The organism is Brucella pseudogrignonensis, assembly GCF_002252525.1.
GTDB classification, from domain to species: domain Bacteria; phylum Pseudomonadota; class Alphaproteobacteria; order Rhizobiales; family Rhizobiaceae; genus Brucella; species Brucella pseudogrignonensis.
In genome coordinates, this window is the sequence record NZ_NNRM01000006.1 from 22,795 (window position 1) to 41,972 (window position 19,178).

A 19,178-nucleotide genomic window follows, 5' to 3' on the forward strand; every position below is an offset into this window, starting at 1 on the left:
TTGCAACAAAGCAATCATGAGCCTACACCGGCTCATGCTTTTCCAAACCTCCCTTGTCACCGGTCGCTTAGAGCGGCGCTATAAAAGGTTTCTCGCCGACGTCACGCTCGACGATGGGCGCTTCATCACCGCATCGGTTCCCAACACTGGTTCCATGCTCGGATTGACTGCTCCCGGCTCCCGCGTCTGGTTGAGCGTCTCAGACGCCCCTCACCGCAAATATCCACATACGTTGCAGATCGTTGAAGCAGACAACACACTGGTCGGCGTCAATACCGGACTCCCAAACAAGATTGCGGAAGAAGCCATTCTTTCAGGCATGATTCCCGATCTTAAAAACTACGGGCTTCTCAAACGCGAACAGAAATATGGCAAAAACTCGCGGATCGACATTCTACTTGATGAAGGTGAGCAACCCCGCGCCTATGTCGAAGTGAAAAATGTCCACTTCATCCGCACACCTTCCCTTGCCGAATTTCCCGATACTGTCACCGCGCGCGGTGCAAAACATCTTGATGAACTTGTTGATGTCGTATCCGCTGGATATCGGGGCGTGATGGTGTTTATTATCCAGCGAAGCGATTGCAACAGATTCAGCATCTCAGGCGATCTTGATCCGGCTTATGCCCGCGCATTTGAACGCGCACGAGCGGCCGGGGTTGAGGCTTGGGCCATTCGATGCCAAATAACAGAAAATGGCATCACCGCTGAAACTCTGGTGCCTATTGAATACTGAGCGCATCTCGAATTGTTTAAAACGGTTTCCGGGCAGCGCATGCGTAAGAATAAATGATTAGAGCGCCGGTCTGATAAAAACGGATTTTAAAGCGCTTGAGAAAGACGGATCGAAATGGTGACTTATATCGAAGCGACGAGCGCACCGATGAAATATACTGGGCAGATCAGGCTCTATGGCCAGGACGCCTTTGAAGGTATGCGCAAGGTCTGTAACCTCACCGCTCGTTGCCTTGATGCATTGAATGACATTGTAAAGCCGGGCGTCACGACCAATGAAATCGACCGCTTTGTGTTCGAGTTCGGTATGGATAACGGCGCCTTCCCGGCGACACTTAATTATCGCGGTTATACAAAATCGACCTGTACCTCAATCAATCACGTTGTTTGCCACGGTATTCCGGACGATAAGCCTCTACGTGAAGGCGACATCGTCAATATCGACGTCACCTATCTGCTCGACGGCTGGCACGGCGATTCCAGCCGCATGTATGCGGTGGGTGAAATCAAGCGTGCGGCAGAGCGCCTGCTGGAAGTTACCTATGAGAGCCTGCTGCGCGGCATTGCTGCGGTAAAACCCGGTGCAAAAACCGGCGCAATTGGTGAAGCTATCCAAACCTATGCTGAAGGCGAGCGCTGCTCTGTAGTGCGCGATTTTTGCGGCCACGGCGTTGGTCAGCTTTTCCATGATGCACCGAACATTCTGCATTATGGCACTGTCAACGAAGGCGTCGAAATCAAGGAAGGCATGATCTTCACGATCGAGCCAATGATCAATCTGGGCAAGCCGGGCGTGAAAGTGCTGTCGGATGGTTGGACGGCAGTTACACGCGACCGTTCGCTGACGGCACAATACGAACACACTGTCGGCGTTACTAAAGATGGCTGTGAAATATTCACACTGTCACCAAAGAATGTTTTTGGCCCGCCATCCATGCGGTAAGCGTAATTAAATATTGTCTGTCTGTTTCTGCGGGGGTTTAAACAGAATGGCACCGAAAGATAAAAAAACGGGGAGTTTAGACCTCCCCGGATTCAATGAAGGCATTCAGATCGGCCTGCGGCTCGAAAAACCGCACCATTTGGGCCACCGTGACAGGCTTCGCCAGCGTTTCAAGGCGGCATCAGATGCGCTCGCGGACTATGAATTGCTCGAACTTCTTCTGTTCCGCGTTATTCCGCGGGCCGACACCAAGCCGATCGCAAAGTCTTTACTTACCCGTTTTGGCTCTCTCGCCGAAGTTCTTGGTGCACCCGAAAAACTTATTGCCGAAACGCCGGGCGTTGGCCCTTCCATAGCGCTTGAACTCAAAATAGTTGAGGCAATAGCCAAACGTTCCGCACGTAGCATGGTGATGGAGCGCGAAGTGTTAGGCTCATGGAGCCAAGTAATCGCATACTGCACGACCGCAATGGCCTATGAAACGCGAGAGCAGTTCCGCGTGCTTTTCCTCGACAAGAAAAATCGCCTCATCGCAGACGAAGTGCAGCAACAGGGAACGGTCGATCACACGCCAGTCTATCCGCGCGAGGTCGTACGACGAGCACTGGAGCTTTCTGCAACCGCGATAATCGTCGTTCACAATCATCCGTCTGGCGATCCGACACCATCGCGGGCTGACATCGACATGACGAAACTTCTGATCGATGCGGCCAAAGCTTTGAGTATCTCGATCCACGACCACATCATTATCGGCAAGCACGGTCATATCAGTATGCGAGGCCTGAAACTGATTTAGAGCGCATCCCTAAAAGTGCGGCGCGGTTTTCGGAAAAAGATGCGCGTAGAAACAAATGAACAGTGCATTTCCAATAACTCAATCAAAACTGGAAATGCTCTATTCTCGGACCTGTGAATGGTTACCATTCATTAAGCATATGAACGGAAACGCGGGCTTACCTCTACAAATTAGCTCGAATTTTCTTAAATTTAGACACAATCACAAGCGACGAAGCGAATAGTTCAAGGGGCTTCAAATCCGCCCCTGTCATAAGAGTTAAAGTATATTTCTCGTCAGCGTTTTCGGCGGGAAAACTGGAGTAAAAAATGTTGAAGCGTTCTTACATCGCCGCGGCGTTCGGTGCCGCAATCGTTGCCTTTGCTGGCCCGTCCTTTGCTGCTGACATGATGGGCGGCGCGGATTACACCTACAACGAGCCGATTGCATCCGGTCCTCATGACTGGTCGGGCAACTACGTCGGCGCACAGATCGGCGCTTCGTCGTCCCGCGTTCCTGGCCCATTCACGAACCGTACTGGCTTCCTTGGTGGCGCGGTTGTCGGCAAAAATATGCAGAGCGGTAATGTTGTTTTCGGTGGTGAGCTCGAGGGTAACTTCGCAGAAGCTGAACATCGTATCGGCAATGGCGGCAGCCTCCAGCAGTCTTGGAATGCAAATGCCAAGGGCAAAGTCGGCTATGCTTTCGACAAAACATTGGTTTACGGCACTGCTGGCTATGGCGTAACGAAGTTCAAGGCCAAGGATGCAACCACGTCCGCTCCAGGCTGGGAAGGCGGAGCACTGATCGGCGCAGGCGTTGAACAGGCACTTTCTGGTCCAATTTCCATCAAGGCTGAATATGACTTCCAGCGCTTCAACGATGTGAAGTCGAAGGTAAATGGCGTTAGCCAGACGAACAATTTAAAGAATCATTCGATCAAGGCCGGTGTAAACTACCGCTTCTGATTCTTGACGAAGGACACTTCAGTCCATTTTCGCATAAGCTCATTCTGCTTTTGCACAAAAGGCTGCGCTTACCGGCGCAGCCTTTTCTTTTGCACAATTTCTCAGGCTGGAAAGGCTGCAGCGGCTATCGTGCCACCCCTCATGCCACTTGACTTCGCTAGCTCCCAACTTCTTATATATCAACGGTTCGAGTGGGGCGCTCATCACCAGTAATTCTCAAGTGAATTCCGGCAGCGTTGAATCCCTATTGGGAACCGGCTTTCAATTGGGTGGCGAGACATATCTTCGCCGTTCAGCTAGGAATGGAAAATGCAGCGCGTTTTTGACGGACATAATGATGTCCTTCTGCGTCTTTGGGAAAACCAGCGCAATGGTGGCGACCCAATCAAGGAATTCATCGACGGCACGTCGATTGGCCACATAGATCGCCCCCGCTCGCTGAAGGGCGGTCTGGCTGGCGGTATCTGCGCCATCTACATCCCATCTGGCCACCATATCAAACTGGGCAAGCCAGATCAGAACGGACATTACGAAACGCCGCTTTCGCCTCCACTGGAACGCGCTCCATCTCTTGACATCGCTCTTGAATTTGCTTCGCTGGCACTCCGCCTCGAAGAAGCTGGTGGCTGGAAACTTTGCCGCAACGGCAAAGAATTAGACGAGGCACTGACGAGCGACACATTCGCGGCAGTTCTTCATATGGAAGGCTGCGAAGCCATTGACGCCGATCTGGCAGCACTAGACGTCTTTTACGCCGCAGGACTGCGCTCGCTCGGCCCGGTCTGGAGCCGAAACAATATTTTCGCACATGGCGTACCCTTTGCATTCCCTATGAGCCCTGACACAGGTCCAGGCCTGACAGAAGCCGGTGAACGTCTGGTCAAGGAATGCAATCGCAAAGGCATCCTCATCGACCTCGCGCACATCACCGAAAAAGGATTTTGGGATGTGGCAAAGCTGAGCGATCAGCCACTTATTGCCAGCCATTCCAATGCACATACTCTCACCCCTGTCGCACGCAATCTGACAGATCGTCAGCTTGATGCGATCCGTGATAGTAAAGGCCTTGCCGGTCTCAACTACGCAACCACCATGCTGCGCAGCGATGGCAGCGAGAATGCAAATACACCGCTTTCAGATATGGTACGCCACGTAGATTACATGGTTGAGCGCATGGGCATCGATTGCGTGGCGCTCGGTTCTGACTACGACGGCGCAACCATTCCAAACGAAATCGGTGATGCAGCAGGTACGCAAAATCTCGTCACGGCGCTGCGGGAAGCAGGTTATAGTGAAGATGAACTCGCGAAGCTTTGCCGCGACAACTGGATAAGAGTGCTTAAACAGGCTTGGCACGAAGCAGCCTGATCGCTCGATAACAAAATCCCAAAACAAAATGACAGAAAGGGAACTAAAATGATGCATTTCGGACGTTTTCGTATTCTTGCAGCCGGTGCAGCTCTTGCTGCAGTTATGGCTGCAAATCCGGCATTGTCTGCAACGCCTGCCGATACGCTCGTTCAGGCTTGGGCTATCGATGACACCATCACGCTCGATCCGGCCGAATCCTTCGAGCTTTCGCCAGCAGAATTCATCGGCAACGCCTATGACATGCTGGTTCGTCTCGACATCAACGACACATCGAAAGTTGTGCCGGGCGTGGCAGAAAGCTGGACCATTTCTGATGACGGCCTCACCTACACGTTCAAGATGAAGCCGGGCATCAAGTTTGCTTCCGGCAACCCGCTGACTGCAAAGGACGTGGCTTACTCGTTCGAACGCGCTGTTCGTCTCGACAAGAGCCCGGCGTTCATTCTGACCCAGTTCGGTCTCAATGGTGAAAACGTCACGGAAAATGCCAAGGCGGTTGACGACACCACCTTCGTTCTGAAGGTCGACAAGGCTTATGCTCCAAGCTTCGTGCTGAACTGTCTCACCGCTACGATTGGCGCGGTTGTGGATCAGAAGCTGCTTGAAGAGCATTCTGTAAAGGTCACTCCGACTGACGATTATAAGTACGAAACCGACTATGCCGCAGCATGGCTCAAGACCGGCTATGCAGGTTCGGGTCCATTCAAGATCCGTGACTGGCGCGCCAATGAAGTTGTCGTTCTGGAACGCAACGACAATTACTATGGCGAAAAGCCGAAGCTCGCCCGCGTCTTCTATCGTCACGTCAAGGAAAGCGCCACGCAGCGTCTGATGCTTGAATCGGGTGACGTCGATGTCGCGCGCAATCTTGAGCCGGGCGATCTGGAAGCAGTTCAGAAAAACAAGGATCTGGCCGTCGCCAGTGCTCCAAAGGGTACCGTTTATTATATCTCGCTCAACCAGAAAAATCCGAACCTGGCTAAGCCAGAAGTTCGCGAAGCCTTCAAATATCTGGTTGATTACGATGCAATCGGCGCTACTCTCATCAAGGGCATCGGCGAAGTTCGCCAGACCTATCAGGCAAAGGGTGTTCTCGGCGCTCTTGACGCTGCCCCCTACAAGCTCGACGTTGAAAAGGCGAAGGAACTGCTCGAAAAAGCCGGTCTCAAGGACGGTCTATCGATCACCTTCGACGTTCGCAACACACAGCCTGTGACCGGCATTGCCGAATCCTTCCAGCAGTCCGCCGCCAAGGCTGGCGTCAAGATCGAGATCATTCCGGGCGACGGCAAGCAGACGCTTACCAAGTATCGTGCGCGTAACCACGATCTTTACATCGGCCAGTGGGGCATGGACTATTGGGATCCAAACTCCAATGCTGAAGCCTTCACGTCCAACCCGGACAATGGCGACGATGCTTCCAACAAGACGCTCGCATGGCGTAATGCATGGGACATTCCTGCACTGACCGAGGAAACCAAGGCTGCACTTCTGGAACGCGACAACGACAAGCGCGCCGCAATCTATCAGAAGCTTCAGCAGGAAGCTCTTGATCAGAGCCCATTCGTAATGCTGTTCCAGCAGACCGAAGTTGCCGGCGTTCGTGGCGGTGTGAAGGGCTACAAGCTCGGCCCGACATTCGACTCGAACTTCCTCGCACCGATCAGCAAAGACTGATCTGAAGAACGGTCAAACAATTGAGCACGACAACAACTGTAACTAAAAAGAGGGGCGCCCGACGGCGCTCCTCTTCCATCGCTAAAGCGATTGCCAGCTTTCTGGTCATCGTTATTACCACTTATCTCGGCCTTCTGGCCGTCACGTTTTTCATCGGCCGCGTTGTGCCGATTGATCCGGTTCTCGCCATTGTCGGCGACCGCGCACCCGCACATGTGGTCGAGCGCGTGCGTCAGGAGATGGGCTTCAACCTCCCCTATTACCAGCAGTTCTACCTTTATGTGAAAGGTGTCCTGCAAGGCGATTTCGGCACATCGGTACTGACCACAAATCCGGTCATGACTGATATTCGCCGCGTATTCCCAGCAACGATGGAACTCGCAACCATCGGAACGATCATCGGTGCCCTGCTCGGGATTCCGCTCGGTGTTCTAGCGGCTGTCAAGCGCGGCAGCATCATTGACCAAATCGTACGCGTGATCGGCCTTGTCGGCTATTCTGTGCCAATCTTCTGGCTCGGTATGCTTGCACTTCTTATTTTCTATGCGCGTCTCGGCTGGACGTCTGGCCCCGGACGCATCGATATCACGTTCGAATACACCTTCACACCGATCACTGGCTTTTACCTTGTCGACGCGATCATCCAGCGCGATTGGGAAGCACTGCGCAACATCGTTTCGCATCTCATTCTGCCGTCGGCTCTGCTTGGCTATTTCAGCCTGGCCTATATCAGCCGCATGACGCGTTCCTTCATGCTCAACGAGCTTGAACAGGAATATATCGTTGCAGCGCGCGCGAAAGGTATTTCAGAAACCCGCATCATATGGGGCCATGCTCTTCGCAATGCCGCTGTGCCACTCGTGACGGTGATTGCGCTTTCCTATGCAGGCTTGCTTGAAGGTTCAGTTTTGACCGAAACGATCTTCTCGTGGCCGGGTCTTGGTCTTTACATCACCAACTCGCTGCAAAATGCTGACATGAATGCCGTCCTCGGTGGCACAATCATCATCGGGTCGGTCTTTATCGCGCTCAACCTCGTATCCGATCTGCTGTATCGGCTTCTCGATCCAAGGACGCGCGCACGATGAGCCAAATGACAGAAACATCCAATCTTTCGTGGCGCGACTGGCTGCTCTCCGAGCGCCCGCAATCGCGTATGCAGGCACGCCTCGGCCGTTCTTACATGGTCTGGCGCCGCTTTACGGCAAATAAGCTGGCCGTTCTCGGCCTGCTCATCATCATTGCATTGCTGCTCGTTGCAGCCTTTGCCAATGTATTGGCCCCGCATTCGCCTTATACTGGCGACTTGGCCAATGCCCGTCTGCTACCTCCGGGCACACCAGGCTATCTGCTCGGCACCGATGATCAGGGGCGCGATATTCTCTCGCGTCTGATCTATGGCTCACGCCTGACACTTTACGTCGTCTTGCTCGTTGCCGTCATTGCTGCACCTATCGGCCTTCTCGTTGGTACAGTTGCAGGTTACGCCGGTGGCTGGGTCGATGCTGTTCTCATGCGCATCACCGATATTTTCCTTGCTTTCCCGAAGCTCATTCTGGCACTCGCCTTTGTCGCAGCTTTGGGACCGGGCATTGAAAACGCCATTATCGCAATCGCGATCACCTCATGGCCGCCTTACGCGCGTATTGCACGCGCTGAAACCCTGACCATTCGCAACTCGGATTATATTTCCGCCGTGCGCTTGATGGGCGCGTCACCTTTCCGCATCATCCTGCGCCATGTGATGCCCCTCTGCACATCTTCGCTGATTGTGCGCGTAACGCTTGATATGGCTGGCATCATTCTGACGGCAGCGGGCCTCGGCTTCCTTGGCCTTGGTGCTCAGCCACCATTGCCTGAATGGGGCGCAATGATTGCTTCTGGCCGTCGCTTCATTCTCGACCAGTGGTGGGTGGCAGCCATGCCGGGTATTGCGATTCTCGTCGTCAGCCTTGGCTTCAACTTCCTTGGTGATGGCCTGCGTGATGCACTCGATCCGCGGGGTAACAACCAATGAAGCCACTTCTGACAGTTGAAGACCTCCGCGTCACCTTCCCTACCCGCACAGGCGCGATTGAAGCAGTACGTGGCGTAAGCTTTACGCTTGGTCGCGAGCGTCTCGGGATCGTTGGTGAATCCGGGTCCGGCAAATCACAGACTGGACGCGCGATCATGGGGCTTACCCCACCACACGCGAAGATCACCGCCAAGAAGCTGGAATTTGACGGCATCGATCTTCTCAATGCGTCACCGCGTGAACGTCGCGCCTTGCGCGGCGGCCGGGTTGCCATGGTGTTGCAGGACCCGAAATATTCGCTCAATCCTGTCATGACTATCGGCAAGCAGATCGCGGAAACGCTGAAGGCCCATGGCAAGTTTTCGAGTTCGGAAATTCGCACTCGTTCAATAGCCATGCTGGAAGCCGTGCAGATCAGAGATGCTGAACGTGTGATGAAACTCTATCCGCACGAGGTTTCGGGCGGCATGGGACAGCGCGTCATGATCGCTATGATGCTGGTCGCGGAACCGGAAATGCTGATCGCAGATGAGCCAACCTCTGCACTTGATGTGACAGTTCAGCTCGAAGTGCTTGGCATTCTCGACAAGCTCGTGGCAGAGCGCGGCATGGGCCTCATCTTCGTGAGCCACGATTTGCGTCTCGTGTCGTCCTTCTGCGACCGCGTCATCGTCATGTATGCTGGCAAGATCGTTGAGGAACTTGCAGCAAGTGATCTTGCAAACGCGAAACACCCTTATACGCAAGGATTGCTGAACTGCATGCCCAAACTCGGAGCTGATCGCCATCCGCTACCCACCTTGCAGCGTGAGGAGGCATGGCGTCTATGAACACCGCACCAGCTCTTAGCGTCGACAAGATCGACGTATTTTTCGACGAATTCCACGCGCTCAAATCGGTCAGCATCGATGTCGCACGCGGGGAATCTTATGGACTGGTGGGCGAGTCCGGCTCCGGTAAATCCACGCTTCTGCGTGCAGTAGCCGGGCTTGCACCTGTCGACGACGGTGAAATCCGTATTGACGGAACGCCACTTAAGACACCGCGCGACAAAGCGTTCTACCGCAATGTTCAGATGGTGTTTCAGGACCCTTACGGCTCTCTGCATCCACGTCAGACGGTCGATCGCCTGCTGCTTGAACCGCTTGCAGTGCATGGCATAGGTGATACAGAAAAGCGCATCGTTCGCGCGCTTGATGAAGTGGGCCTAGGTTCGGGCTTCCGTTTCCGCTATCCACACCAGCTTTCGGGCGGTCAGCGTCAGCGTATCGCCATTGCACGCGCACTCATCATCGAGCCAAGTATTTTGCTTCTCGACGAACCTACCTCTGCGCTCGATGCCTCCGTGCAGGCTGAGGTGCTCAACCTGCTCGAACAAGTGCGGCGCGACCGCAAGCTGACCTTCGTTATGGTCAGCCACGATCTCGCAGTCGTTACGCATATGTGTGATCGGTTGGCGGTGATGCGCAACGGTGAAGTTGTCGAGCAGCTTGAAGCCGGGGATCTTGTCAGCGGCAATATCAATGCTGACTATACAAAGAACCTGATGACGGCCAGTGAAGGCTTCAGGCGCTAAAAACAAGGGGACCAAAAGGTCCCCTTTTTCAATAGCCATTCTGAAAAGCGTGAAACGCACGTCGGATAAAACCGGCTTACAGCAGTTCCAATTAAGAATGAATTGTTGGAAACGCTGTAAATCAATGCACGGTTGGTACTTTAGTCGTCTGCACCGCGGCGTGCACTATCGCCATCCAGACCACGGCGCCAATAGGCAACGATCAGCTGCTTATCCTTTGGAATATTCCGCTCTTTACGCATATAGGTGCGGATGGACCTGAATGCGTTGAATTCACATCCCGCCCACACATAGATGCTCTCTTCGCCCTCGGGCAGTTCAACGGCGCGTACGGCATCCTGCAGAAGCGTCGTGGTTCCAGCTTCGGCACCTTTGCGGTGTAGCCACTGCAGATCAACGTCAGCACGCGATTGAATGACCTGCTCTTCCGCATCACTGTCGATTTCAATGCGCACGACAGCTTTGGCACCTTCTGGAAGACGCTCCAGAATACGCCCGATTGCTGGCAGAGCCGTTTCATCACCCGCCAACAGATACCAGTTCGCATCGGCAGCAGCATCACCACCGCCCGGCCCTGTCATTCCAACAATATCGCCCGGCTTGGCGCTTATAGACCAACCGGAACCCGGCGCATCGCAATCATCACCATGAACAACCATGTCGATATCGACCCAGCCAGCTTGAGCATCAATCTGGCGGATCGTGTAAACACGGGTCGCGAGCTTGGCTTCGCCTTCCGGCCAGACGGGGCGACCGTCTTCACCGGACACGGGCCATTGCGGCGTAGCGAGATCTTTTGGTGGGAATAGCAGTCGAATGTGCAAACCCGTATGGGCAAAGCGCGCAAGTTCGTTCCCCTTCAGGCGGACACGGCGCATGTGCGGCGTAACATTGCTGACGGCAACTACCTGCATTTCGCGGAAGTAAGGCAGAGGCAGACCGGCCGCGCCGTCACCTTCCCAGATGATCCGAGGCTTTGGGCTGCCCTTTTCAAGAAACTCCATCACATGTTCAACGATGGAGTATTTCATATAGGCTAGGCCAGTTTCGTCGCGGCTTTTCACATCGACTGATACTGCGTCCTTGTCCCACTGAACATCAGCCTGTCCGAAGCTTAACACAAGTCGCGCACTGTTTTCCTGCCGCTCTACATCAGCGTGTTCGACAAAATGATCGAGAACCTGATCAAGAATACGAGATGGATTGTTGACGGTGAAACGTGTGCTGGCGTTCAGGCTCAATTCGGACATGCCTGTTCTCCTCATCATGGAATGTGAGCCAGCCATACCCGAATTTAACATGAGGGTTCAAGTCATCATTTAACTTTGATGCCGCAATAAATTGTGACGGGCAGTGCCTGACGCCATGCATCAAAGGAGCCAAGCGCCCCTGCTTGCGCAACCTGCAGCCTTGTTAGCTCGCCGCCATGCTGCTTACGCCAGTTGAAAAGCTGCATTTCGCTTTGCAATGTGACGGCATTAGCAACCAAGCGCCCTCCGGGCTTTAGGGCTTTCCAGCAAGCTTCGATCACGCCCGCATCTGTAACACCACCACCAATGAAAATCGCATCCGGTGCTTCGAGGCCACTCAACGCTTCAGGCGCTTCGCCTTTCACAAGCTGCAGACCGGGCACGCCCAGAGAACGCGCGTTGCGCTCAATGATAGCTTGCCGCGTTTCATCAGCTTCGATTGCGATAGCCCGACAAGAAGGATGAACACGCATCCATTCAATGCCAATCGAGCCACAACCAGCACCTACATCCCATAAAAGCTCATGCGGCAGCGGCTGCAACCGTGACAGTGTCACTGCGCGTATATCGCGCTTTGTCAGCTGCCCGTCATTTTCAAAAGCATGATCTGGCAATCCGCTGACAGGCGAAAAAACAACCGCATCTGGCGCCGCGATGCATTCAATTGCTAAAACATTGAGATCGGCACAGTTTTCATGTGACCAGCCATCAGCACTGCCAATGATAGATTTTTCCTTTGTTCCGCCGAGATGCTCAAGTACTGTCAGACGGCTTTGGTCAAAGCCTTTGGCCTTTAGAAGTGCTGCAGCTTTCGCAGGCGTCGTACCATCATTACTCAATACGAGGATCTTCTCGCCCGGCAGAATATGCGGTGCCAGCAATTCAAACGGACGACCATGCACGCTGACTATGCGTACTTCTTGCAGAGGCCACGCCATACGGCTTGCGGCCAGCGACAATGACGATGGAAACGGGATGATATGCATGTCCTGTGTCGAAAAATAACGGCTCAGCGATGCGCCCATGCCAAAGAACATTGGATCACCGCTTGCCAGCACCACAACCTGCCTGCCGCGTTGGGCTTCAATCATTGGAAATGCATTATCAAACGGTGACGGCCATGAAATCTGCTCGGCTTTGATGCCGTGATCAAGAAAGACTAGATGCCGCTTGCCGCCGAAAATAACATCAGCACGGTCGAGCGCGTCACGGGCGCTCTTTCCAAGACCCGCCAGCCCCTCCTCACCAATACCGATAATCGTCAGCCAGCAGCCCATAAGCATTGCTCCTTTTCTTTGTTCGTATGGCGGTGCAGTAGCAAGTGCAAGCGCGAAGGCGTATAAGGCCATTATGTTGAGCCAGCAAAATAGTCAGACCATTGCTATCAGACCCGACCGGCGTAGTGCCTGTCCGGGACTCTCGCGCATGGTGATGAGCAAGGATGGCGCAATCGCCCGCATCAAGCTCCGGCTCGGAATGCTCAGCGCGGCACAGGCTCAAGCCATCGCAGATATCGCCGAACGATTTGAAACGGGCGCAATTGAATTGTCGATTCGCTCCAATATTCAGCTTCGCGGCATTCATCCCGACGTCTGGCCGAATGTAATTAGCGCACTTTATGAGGCCGGACTTGGTGCAGAAAACGCGGCGGCTGATGATGTTCGTAATGTCATGGTAAGCCCCACTGCTGGTATTGACCCCAACCAAATCAGTGATGTGACCGGGTTAGCGGCTAAGCTGCTTTCCGTTTTGCAGGACAACGAAACTTATCACGCGCTGTCGCCCAAATTCTCGCTCCAGATCGATGGTGGCGAAGATTGTGCTATGGTTTCTCATCCCGGCGACATCTGGCTTTCAGCAATTGAAGGTGGCAAGGCCTATGCTTTTGGACTGGCTTCCTCGCCTGACAAACAGGCGCTTGGCACAATTTCAAACGAACACGCCCTGCCTTTTATAGAGGCTCTGCTACAGCATTTCCTTGGCGCGAGCCAAAAAGGCATTGCCCGCATGAAGCACCTCTTCGAGGTGATGCCGGTCGCAGAGTTTCTGCAAACACTTCCATTCGCATTTGATGCATCAGCAAGCTGGCAGCGCAAAGCACCCATCGCTCACGCGCATCTTGGCTTACATCGCCAGCTCGACGGCAACTTCTATGTCGGTGCCATGCCGCTGCTTGGTCGCCTGACACCGCAGCAACTGCGTGGACTTACAAAGCTTGCAAACGAAGAACTGCATCTCACCCCATGGCAAGGCATTCTCATCCCACATATTGCGGAAGCTGAAGGCAAGAGCATCATCAACCAGCTAGATGCCCTTGGCTTCTGCACCGATCCTACCTCGCCTGCCGCCCGTCTTCGGGCCTGTTCCGGTTCCAAAGGCTGCGCCTCTGCTCTCGCAGATACACAGGCAGACAGTGAAAAGCTTGCGCGTAAGCTACGCAGCGACACCGCACAGATTCACATCACGGGCTGCGCCAAATCCTGCGCCGCACTTTCTCCCTTGCCACACACGCTTCTCGCCCGCTCCCCAATGCATTACGACCTATTTTTGCAAGACAAAGCTGGACCAGCACGCTTCGGACGGCTATTGGCGTCAAACATCACCATTGATGAGGCAGCAAAGCTGCTGAACAAATAGCAAAAGCGGACGCCATGACAGATTACATCCGCGACGGGCAGGCCATTTATGACCGCTCCTTCGCCATCATCCGCGCCGAAGCCGATCTGAGCCGCATACCTGCGGATCTCGAAAAGCTCGCCGTGCGCGTGGCTCACGCATCTGGCATGGTCGATATCGTTGAAGACATCGTCTTCTCAGATGGCGCAGGACAGGCCGGACGTGATGCTTTGCTCAAAGGAGCACCAATCCTCTGCGATGCGCGTATGGTTGCAGAAGGCATTACCCGTTCGCGACTGCCAGCCAATAACAATGTTATCTGCACACTGAACGATCCATCGGTTCCGGATTTGGCGAAAAAGATCGGCAATACACGCTCTGCCGCAGCCCTCGACCTTTGGCTTCCACACCTTGAAGGCAGCATCGTTGCTATCGGTAACGCGCCAACCGCCCTCTTCCGCCTGTTTGAAATGCTTGACAATGGCGCGCCCAAACCTGCCCTTATCATTGGTATGCCGGTCGGCTTTGTGGGTGCTGCCGAATCCAAGGACGAGCTAGCTGAGAACAGCCGTGGTGTCCCTTTCGTCATTGTGCGCGGCCGTCGTGGCGGTAGCGCTATGACCGCAGCTGCCGTTAATGCACTTGCTTCGGAGCGCGAATAATGGCCCTCAAAGGCAAGCTCTATGGTCTGGGTGTAGGCCCCGGCGATCCGGAACTCATCACACTCAAAGCTCTTCGACTGCTCAAATCAGCTCCTGTGGTCGCCTACCACGCAGCCAAGGGCAAAAAGGGCAATGCACTTACTATTGTCGAAACCTACCTGTCTTCAGAACAGACTTTGGTTCCGCTCATCTATCCGGTGACAACGGAAAAACTGCCCGCACATATGGATTATGAGCAGATCGTCAGCGATTTCTATGCCGAGATCACCACGACGATTGCATGCCATCTTGATGCAGGCCGCGACGTGGCCGTGATCGCGGAAGGCGATCCATTCTTCTATGGCTCGTTCATGTATATCCATGACCGACTGGCCGAAAAATACGAAACGGAAGTCGTGCCTGGCGTTTGTTCTGTTCTGGGCGCTGCTGCCGTGCTTGGCGCACCCTTGGTCTACCGCAACCAGACCCTGTCGATCCTTTCGGGCGTCATGAGCGCAGAAGAACTCAAAACACGTCTCGCTGCTACTGAGGCCGCAGCCATCATGAAACTCGGGAAAAATCTCGACAAGGTGCGCGGTGTGCTGACCGAGCTTGGGCTGATGGATCGTGCGCTCTATATCGAGCGTGCAACCATGCAAAACCAGCGTATTGCGCCATTGACCGAGGTAAGTGGTAGCGATTGCCCTTATTTCTCGATCATTCTCGTTCCGGGCAGCAAATGGAACGGCGTATGAAGCCTGCAATTCTGATCTTGAGTGAAGCTGCAATTTCCACCGCGCGGAAAGTGCAATCATCACTTGGAAATGCGGAAGTGCTGGGACTGGAAAACCGCGTTCAAAGCGCCGACAAAAGCTTTGCTCATTTTGGCGACGCTATACGCGCACTTTATGAAGAAGGCCGACCTGTGATCGCCTTGTGCGCTTCAGGCATCATCATCCGCGCCCTTGCACCCCTTCTGCAAAACAAGCGCATCGAACCGCCAGTTCTATCCGTTGCAGAAGATGGCAGCGCCGTCGTGCCATTGCTTGGCGGTCTGTCGGGTGTCAACGACCTGGCGCGGACAATAGCTCATGCATTGGAAGTCGCGCCCGCGATCACCACGACTGGCGAGTTGCGCTTTGGCATCAACCTGCTTCATCCTCCGGCAGAACTGAAACTCGCCAATCAGGACGACGCCAAGACTTTCATGTCCGACCTGCTGGCAGGTCAAACATTACTAATCAATGGTAATTCTCGCTGGCTCACGGCATCAAAGCTGCCGCTTGCCGACGATGGGAAGCTCACAATCAGCATCACGCCCGAAACCCGCACGCCACAGGCAAATGAGCTGATCTATCATCCGCGAACAATTGCCATCGCTATCGAAAAGCCGACTGAAGAACTGACAAGCCTCATCGGGAAAGCCTTTGACGATACGGGCCTGTCTATAGACTCACTTGCTTTGCTTCTCGCTCATGAGAAAGATTGCGCATCACCGCATATCCATCGGGCAGCAAAAGTACTGAAAGCGCCATTGCGCTTTGTTGCAGGTAATGCCGATCTTTCAGCCGCCTCGGTCGAAAACCCTGTTCGACACATAGCGACTGAAAACCTAAAGCTGGCTGTTGCATCAGCACCTGCCGATGTTCTTTTTATCGGTCGCAAGCGCGGCAAGCTCACGGTTATTGGACTTGGCCCCGGTGCCCGTGATCTGATGACCCCAGCCGTGCAGCGTGATCTGGAACAGGCCGAAGACGTACTCGGCTATGAAACCTATGTTCGCATGGCAGGACCCTTCCGCGACGATCAGATCATTCACATGACCGACAATCGCGAAGAAATGCAGCGCGCACGCCATGCGTTTGAACTTGCAGCTTCAGGCCGCGATGTCGTGATGGTGTCGTCCGGCGATCCCGGCGTATTTGCAATGGCTGCAGCGGTTGTTGAGGCACTGCATGAATCATCTGATGTGGCGTGGCACGGCGTTGAACTGGTTATCCAGCCCGGAATTTCGGCAGCGATGGCAGCGGCGTCCCGGATCGGTGCGCCGCTTGGGCACGATTTCTGCATCATCTCGCTTTCGGACAATCTCAAGCCCTGGGATGTAATCGAGAAGCGTCTCGCACTGGCAGCTCAAGCCGATCTCGCCATGGCTTTCTATAATCCGATTTCCAAAGCCCGCCCACATCAGCTTGGTCGTGCGCTGGAAATCCTCCGGCAGTATCGCCATGCTGAAACGCCGGTCGTGCTTGGTCGCGATATTGGCAGGCCTGCGGAAACAACTCGCGTTGTTTCGCTCGGGCAACTCACACCTGACGATGTCGACATGCGAACTGTGGTGATTGTCGGCTCATCGCACACTGCCCGCTTTCCACGCGCGGAAGGCGGAGAGTGGGTTTACACGCCGCGCTGGTATGGCCAAAAGCCGCACAAATGAAAAACAAAAAGGCAGGGAAATCCCTGCCTTTTTAGTAAGTTATGACGTTTTATTGAATCACTTCTTCTTCGACTTTTTCGGTGCTGGTGCAGCCGATGCGGCCTGAGCAGCGGCAGCTTCAGCTGCAATCTGATCGGCGCTCTTTGGCGACGTATCGACAACCGAACGAACCGAGCCGTTTGCAGAAACCTGACAAACTGCAGTGCGTAGGTCGACCTTCAGGTCAACATCCGTACCACCACCGGCACCCGGACGCGAATTAACTGCGCTGATCACGCGTTCAGGCAAGAAATACTTGTTGGCAGCAGCAGTGATGCAAGGCTGTGCCAAAGATGAATCGACCGTCGACGTTGGAATGAAACGTGGCAGCGAAACAGTCGAAGCTGTTACTGGCGCTTCAGACTTGCCTGGAACCGTCGCATTCTGCGTAGTTGTTGTACAAGCGGCAGCCAAAGGAGCCAGCATGGCAATAACAAACAAACGGGCTCCGTTGCGGGTGCGTCCGTACATGATCAACCTCTTACGATCTGCTGATTAGGTAAAATTTTAACTGAGATAACTATTCGCTTTTGACAGATTGTCGAGTGGCAGGAAGGCCACAATGCCGGTTTTTCGTTGAGCATCCCCAACGACGTCATCATTGTTTCGTGAATATCCAGTTCAACATCTCGCGCCAGTCGCTCATTCTGATCGGCGTTCCATGATTGCCGCTTTCAAAACGACGGAACTGAACGGGATAACCGGGCGAGCGCTTGCGGATTTCTCGATAGAAGCCTTCCTGCTTATCGATTGCGAAAACCGGATCGCGACTGCCATGGCCGAAAAACACCGGCACACGCTTTTTGAACGCCGGCGATTTGAAAAAGCCCTCATCCCACAGTGAACCCAAAAGGATCAGGCCTGAGAGCTGGTTGCCCGCATTATCATTCGATGCGATACGCCAGCAAAGCGCCCCACCCTGCGATCCACAAGCCAGTATGAGCGGTGCAGATGGTGAAGTCGCTTTCGCCGCTTCGATGAGTCCTGCAACTTGCGCTTCGCCCGTTGCCGCAAAATCCTTGAAGTCCGGCGTCAGATAAAGTCCGCCATTGGTCGCCGCAAGGTTCTTCAAGCGGTTGAAATTGCCGCCAAATGTAAAATCATTCATGCCTTGCAGACGATTACCGCCGCGCCCGTGCAGATAAATGACGATAAACGATGCACCGCTCTGCTTTCCGGCAGCCATGGCCTTTACCGGCCCTGCCGCCGTCTGGAAGACGACATCTTTCTGATATGCACGCGCTTTTAGTGAAACATAAGCGTCTTTAACGCGCTTTTCAGGCACGGAATCGCGACCATTGATATCGCGCATTTCGTTGTAATCGATGACTTTATAGTCGCCATTGTCGGCGCTGCTTAGCACGCCCGGATAGGCGAAATAATCATCCTTGAACGGGGGGAGCGATCCTTGGGCAAAAACGGATGTTGCAGTCAACAGCAACAAACCCGCCAATAATCCAGCCCGCTTGTTCATTCTCCCTCCCTCAAACAATTTCAGAGTTCCAGCGTATGATAGCGGCGATTGAGATAAATCAGCGCTTCTTCGTCTGCATTCGAACGCAAGCCAACGACCTCGCCAAACAGTACATGATGCGTGGAATGCTCCTGCACACTTGTCACACGACAATCAAAAGCCGCCAGCGCGCCTTTGAGTACAGGTGCACCCGTATCGATTATGTCCCATTGTGCCAGCTCGAAACGTTCGTCTTGCGTAAGCCCTATGCGCCCTGAAAACGCATCGGCAAGCTGCTGATGTGAGCCTGCCAGCGTATTAACCGCAAACACGCCGTTCTTGATGAAAAGCAGGTTCTCTTCGTGCATTTTCTGCAGGCATATCAGCAGAGTTGGCGGATTATCCGAAACTGAACAGGCCGCAGTTAAAGTAAGTCCGCGCCTTCCGGCAGCACCTGCGGTGGTAACAACCTGCACCGAACCTGCATAATGACTCATCGCATCGCGATAAGTCTTCGGCTCGAGCGATACAGTATTTGAGGTAGTGTTTTTATCCGTTTGCACGTCAGCAAGCATCCGTATTGTCTGCCAGGCTTCCTGAAATCAATATCTGATTGCCTGTATACATATACGGGCATTGCACAAAGGCGAGGAAACCGCTACCCACTTTTCGTTCAATTA

The 19,178-nt window shown here is 53.9% G+C and carries 19 protein-coding genes; 14 read left to right on the forward strand and 5 right to left on the reverse strand.

All coding sequences use genetic code 11. The features are described 5' to 3' along the window. Nucleotides 1–34: 34 nt before the first annotated feature. The 10 genes from sfsA to CEV34_RS01545 all read left to right on the forward strand — a co-directional run bounded on the left by sfsA (nt 35) and on the right by CEV34_RS01545 (nt 10,062). On the forward strand, nt 35–736 hold the full coding sequence (sfsA, locus tag CEV34_RS01500; protein ID WP_007875511.1) for a DNA/RNA nuclease SfsA: 702 nt from the start codon (nt 35–37) through the stop codon (nt 734–736). Between the two features lie 114 nt (nt 737–850). After that, complete coding sequence (map, locus tag CEV34_RS01505) at nt 851–1,678, forward strand: type I methionyl aminopeptidase (RefSeq protein ID WP_007875512.1); 828 nt, start codon at nt 851–853, stop codon at nt 1,676–1,678. Between the two features lie 46 nt (nt 1,679–1,724). Continuing rightward, entirely contained in the window at nt 1,725–2,474 is a 750-nt protein-coding gene (gene radC / locus CEV34_RS01510) for a RadC family protein (protein ID WP_094543151.1), read from the forward strand. Between the two features lie 308 nt (nt 2,475–2,782). Continuing rightward, nucleotides 2,783–3,421, forward strand: coding sequence for an outer membrane protein (locus CEV34_RS01515; RefSeq protein WP_007875519.1), 639 nt, complete (start codon nt 2,783–2,785; stop codon nt 3,419–3,421). Nucleotides 3,422–3,730: 309 nt separating this feature from the next. Continuing rightward, on the forward strand, nt 3,731–4,789 hold the full coding sequence (locus CEV34_RS01520) for a dipeptidase (protein WP_007875521.1): 1,059 nt from the start codon (nt 3,731–3,733) through the stop codon (nt 4,787–4,789). A 48-nt stretch (nt 4,790–4,837) separates the two neighbouring features. Continuing rightward, nucleotides 4,838–6,469, forward strand: coding sequence for an ABC transporter substrate-binding protein (locus CEV34_RS01525; protein WP_039859854.1), 1,632 nt, complete (start codon nt 4,838–4,840; stop codon nt 6,467–6,469). 20 nt (nt 6,470–6,489) lie between these two features. Next, nucleotides 6,490–7,557 (forward strand): ABC transporter permease, encoded by a 1,068-nt coding sequence (locus tag CEV34_RS01530; RefSeq protein ID WP_007875525.1) that lies wholly within the window; start codon nt 6,490–6,492, stop codon nt 7,555–7,557. After that, nucleotides 7,554–8,486, forward strand: a complete 933-nt coding sequence (locus CEV34_RS01535) for an ABC transporter permease (protein ID WP_007875527.1) — start codon at nt 7,554–7,556, stop codon at nt 8,484–8,486. The genes CEV34_RS01530 and CEV34_RS01535 overlap by 4 nt, the downstream gene beginning before the upstream one ends. Further along, on the forward strand, nt 8,483–9,316 hold the full coding sequence (locus tag CEV34_RS01540; protein WP_007875530.1) for an ABC transporter ATP-binding protein: 834 nt from the start codon (nt 8,483–8,485) through the stop codon (nt 9,314–9,316). Before CEV34_RS01535 ends, CEV34_RS01540 begins: the two co-directional genes overlap by 4 nt. After that, nucleotides 9,313–10,062 (forward strand): ABC transporter ATP-binding protein, encoded by a 750-nt coding sequence (locus CEV34_RS01545; protein ID WP_007875532.1) that lies wholly within the window; start codon nt 9,313–9,315, stop codon nt 10,060–10,062. The genes CEV34_RS01540 and CEV34_RS01545 overlap by 4 nt, the downstream gene beginning before the upstream one ends. 140 nt (nt 10,063–10,202) lie before the next feature. Here CEV34_RS01545 and CEV34_RS01550 read toward each other — a convergent pair whose 3' ends face one another. Together CEV34_RS01550 and CEV34_RS01555 are read right to left on the reverse strand one after the other, a co-directional pair. Continuing rightward, nucleotides 10,203–11,312, reverse strand: coding sequence for a siderophore-interacting protein (locus CEV34_RS01550; protein ID WP_007875534.1), 1,110 nt, complete (start codon nt 11,310–11,312; stop codon nt 10,203–10,205). 65 nt (nt 11,313–11,377) lie between these two features. Continuing rightward, nucleotides 11,378–12,589: a bifunctional cobalt-precorrin-7 (C(5))-methyltransferase/cobalt-precorrin-6B (C(15))-methyltransferase gene (locus CEV34_RS01555; RefSeq protein WP_007875536.1), complete on the reverse strand. Its 1,212-nt coding sequence runs from the start codon at nt 12,587–12,589 to the stop codon at nt 11,378–11,380. Between the two features lie 73 nt (nt 12,590–12,662). On the opposite strand from CEV34_RS01555, the gene cobG reads away from it, so the two are divergent. Genes cobG through cobJ form a run of 4 tightly spaced genes read left to right on the forward strand, consistent with a single transcriptional unit; the run spans nt 12,663 to nt 17,006 of the window. Further along, a complete protein-coding gene (gene cobG / locus CEV34_RS01560) occupies nt 12,663–13,949 on the forward strand; it encodes a precorrin-3B synthase (protein ID WP_039859859.1) in 1,287 nt (428 codons plus the stop codon). 14 nt (nt 13,950–13,963) lie between these two features. Continuing rightward, nucleotides 13,964–14,590 carry a precorrin-8X methylmutase gene (locus CEV34_RS01565; protein WP_007875539.1) on the forward strand — a complete coding sequence of 209 codons (627 nt, stop codon included), beginning with the start codon at nt 13,964–13,966 and terminating at the stop codon, nt 14,588–14,590. Continuing rightward, nucleotides 14,590–15,324, forward strand: coding sequence for a precorrin-2 C(20)-methyltransferase (locus tag CEV34_RS01570; protein WP_007875545.1), 735 nt, complete (start codon nt 14,590–14,592; stop codon nt 15,322–15,324). Before CEV34_RS01565 ends, CEV34_RS01570 begins: the two co-directional genes overlap by 1 nt. Further along, complete coding sequence (cobJ, locus tag CEV34_RS01575) at nt 15,321–17,006, forward strand: precorrin-3B C(17)-methyltransferase (RefSeq protein WP_171380124.1); 1,686 nt, start codon at nt 15,321–15,323, stop codon at nt 17,004–17,006. Before CEV34_RS01570 ends, cobJ begins: the two co-directional genes overlap by 4 nt. 57 nt (nt 17,007–17,063) lie before the next feature. Here cobJ and CEV34_RS01580 read toward each other — a convergent pair whose 3' ends face one another. The 3 genes from CEV34_RS01580 to CEV34_RS01590 form a co-directional block, all read right to left on the reverse strand. Then, a complete protein-coding gene (locus CEV34_RS01580) occupies nt 17,064–17,516 on the reverse strand; it encodes a hypothetical protein (RefSeq protein WP_007875549.1) in 453 nt (150 codons plus the stop codon). Nucleotides 17,517–17,643: 127 nt separating this feature from the next. Then, on the reverse strand, nt 17,644–18,519 hold the full coding sequence (locus tag CEV34_RS01585) for an alpha/beta hydrolase (RefSeq protein ID WP_094543154.1): 876 nt from the start codon (nt 18,517–18,519) through the stop codon (nt 17,644–17,646). Between the two features lie 20 nt (nt 18,520–18,539). Then, on the reverse strand, nt 18,540–19,073 hold the full coding sequence (locus CEV34_RS01590) for a flavin reductase (protein ID WP_051063917.1): 534 nt from the start codon (nt 19,071–19,073) through the stop codon (nt 18,540–18,542). Between the last annotated feature and the right edge of the window lie 105 nt (nt 19,074–19,178).

Excerpts from the sequence above, each read along its gene's own strand:
- sfsA (WP_007875511.1), top strand. The coding sequence starts at position 35 with ATGCTTTTCCAAACCTCCCTTGTCACCGGTCGCTTAGAGCGGCGCTAT.
- map (WP_007875512.1), top strand. The coding sequence starts at position 851 with ATGGTGACTTATATCGAAGCGACGAGCGCACCGATGAAATATACTGGG.
- radC (WP_094543151.1), top strand. The coding sequence starts at position 1,725 with ATGGCACCGAAAGATAAAAAAACGGGGAGTTTAGACCTCCCCGGATTC.
- CEV34_RS01515 (WP_007875519.1), top strand. The coding sequence starts at position 2,783 with ATGTTGAAGCGTTCTTACATCGCCGCGGCGTTCGGTGCCGCAATCGTT.
- CEV34_RS01520 (WP_007875521.1), top strand. The coding sequence starts at position 3,731 with ATGCAGCGCGTTTTTGACGGACATAATGATGTCCTTCTGCGTCTTTGG.
- CEV34_RS01525 (WP_039859854.1), top strand. The coding sequence starts at position 4,838 with ATGATGCATTTCGGACGTTTTCGTATTCTTGCAGCCGGTGCAGCTCTT.
- CEV34_RS01535 (WP_007875527.1), top strand. The coding sequence starts at position 7,554 with ATGAGCCAAATGACAGAAACATCCAATCTTTCGTGGCGCGACTGGCTG.
- CEV34_RS01540 (WP_007875530.1), top strand. The coding sequence starts at position 8,483 with ATGAAGCCACTTCTGACAGTTGAAGACCTCCGCGTCACCTTCCCTACC.
- CEV34_RS01545 (WP_007875532.1), top strand. The coding sequence starts at position 9,313 with ATGAACACCGCACCAGCTCTTAGCGTCGACAAGATCGACGTATTTTTC.
- CEV34_RS01550 (WP_007875534.1), bottom strand. The coding sequence starts at position 11,312 with ATGTCCGAATTGAGCCTGAACGCCAGCACACGTTTCACCGTCAACAAT.
- CEV34_RS01555 (WP_007875536.1), bottom strand. The coding sequence starts at position 12,589 with ATGGGCTGCTGGCTGACGATTATCGGTATTGGTGAGGAGGGGCTGGCG.
- cobG (WP_039859859.1), top strand. The coding sequence starts at position 12,663 with ATGTTGAGCCAGCAAAATAGTCAGACCATTGCTATCAGACCCGACCGG.
- CEV34_RS01565 (WP_007875539.1), top strand. The coding sequence starts at position 13,964 with ATGACAGATTACATCCGCGACGGGCAGGCCATTTATGACCGCTCCTTC.
- CEV34_RS01570 (WP_007875545.1), top strand. The coding sequence starts at position 14,590 with ATGGCCCTCAAAGGCAAGCTCTATGGTCTGGGTGTAGGCCCCGGCGAT.
- cobJ (WP_171380124.1), top strand. The coding sequence starts at position 15,321 with ATGAAGCCTGCAATTCTGATCTTGAGTGAAGCTGCAATTTCCACCGCG.
- CEV34_RS01580 (WP_007875549.1), bottom strand. The coding sequence starts at position 17,516 with ATGTACGGACGCACCCGCAACGGAGCCCGTTTGTTTGTTATTGCCATG.
- CEV34_RS01585 (WP_094543154.1), bottom strand. The coding sequence starts at position 18,519 with ATGAACAAGCGGGCTGGATTATTGGCGGGTTTGTTGCTGTTGACTGCA.
- CEV34_RS01590 (WP_051063917.1), bottom strand. The coding sequence starts at position 19,073 with ATGCTTGCTGACGTGCAAACGGATAAAAACACTACCTCAAATACTGTA.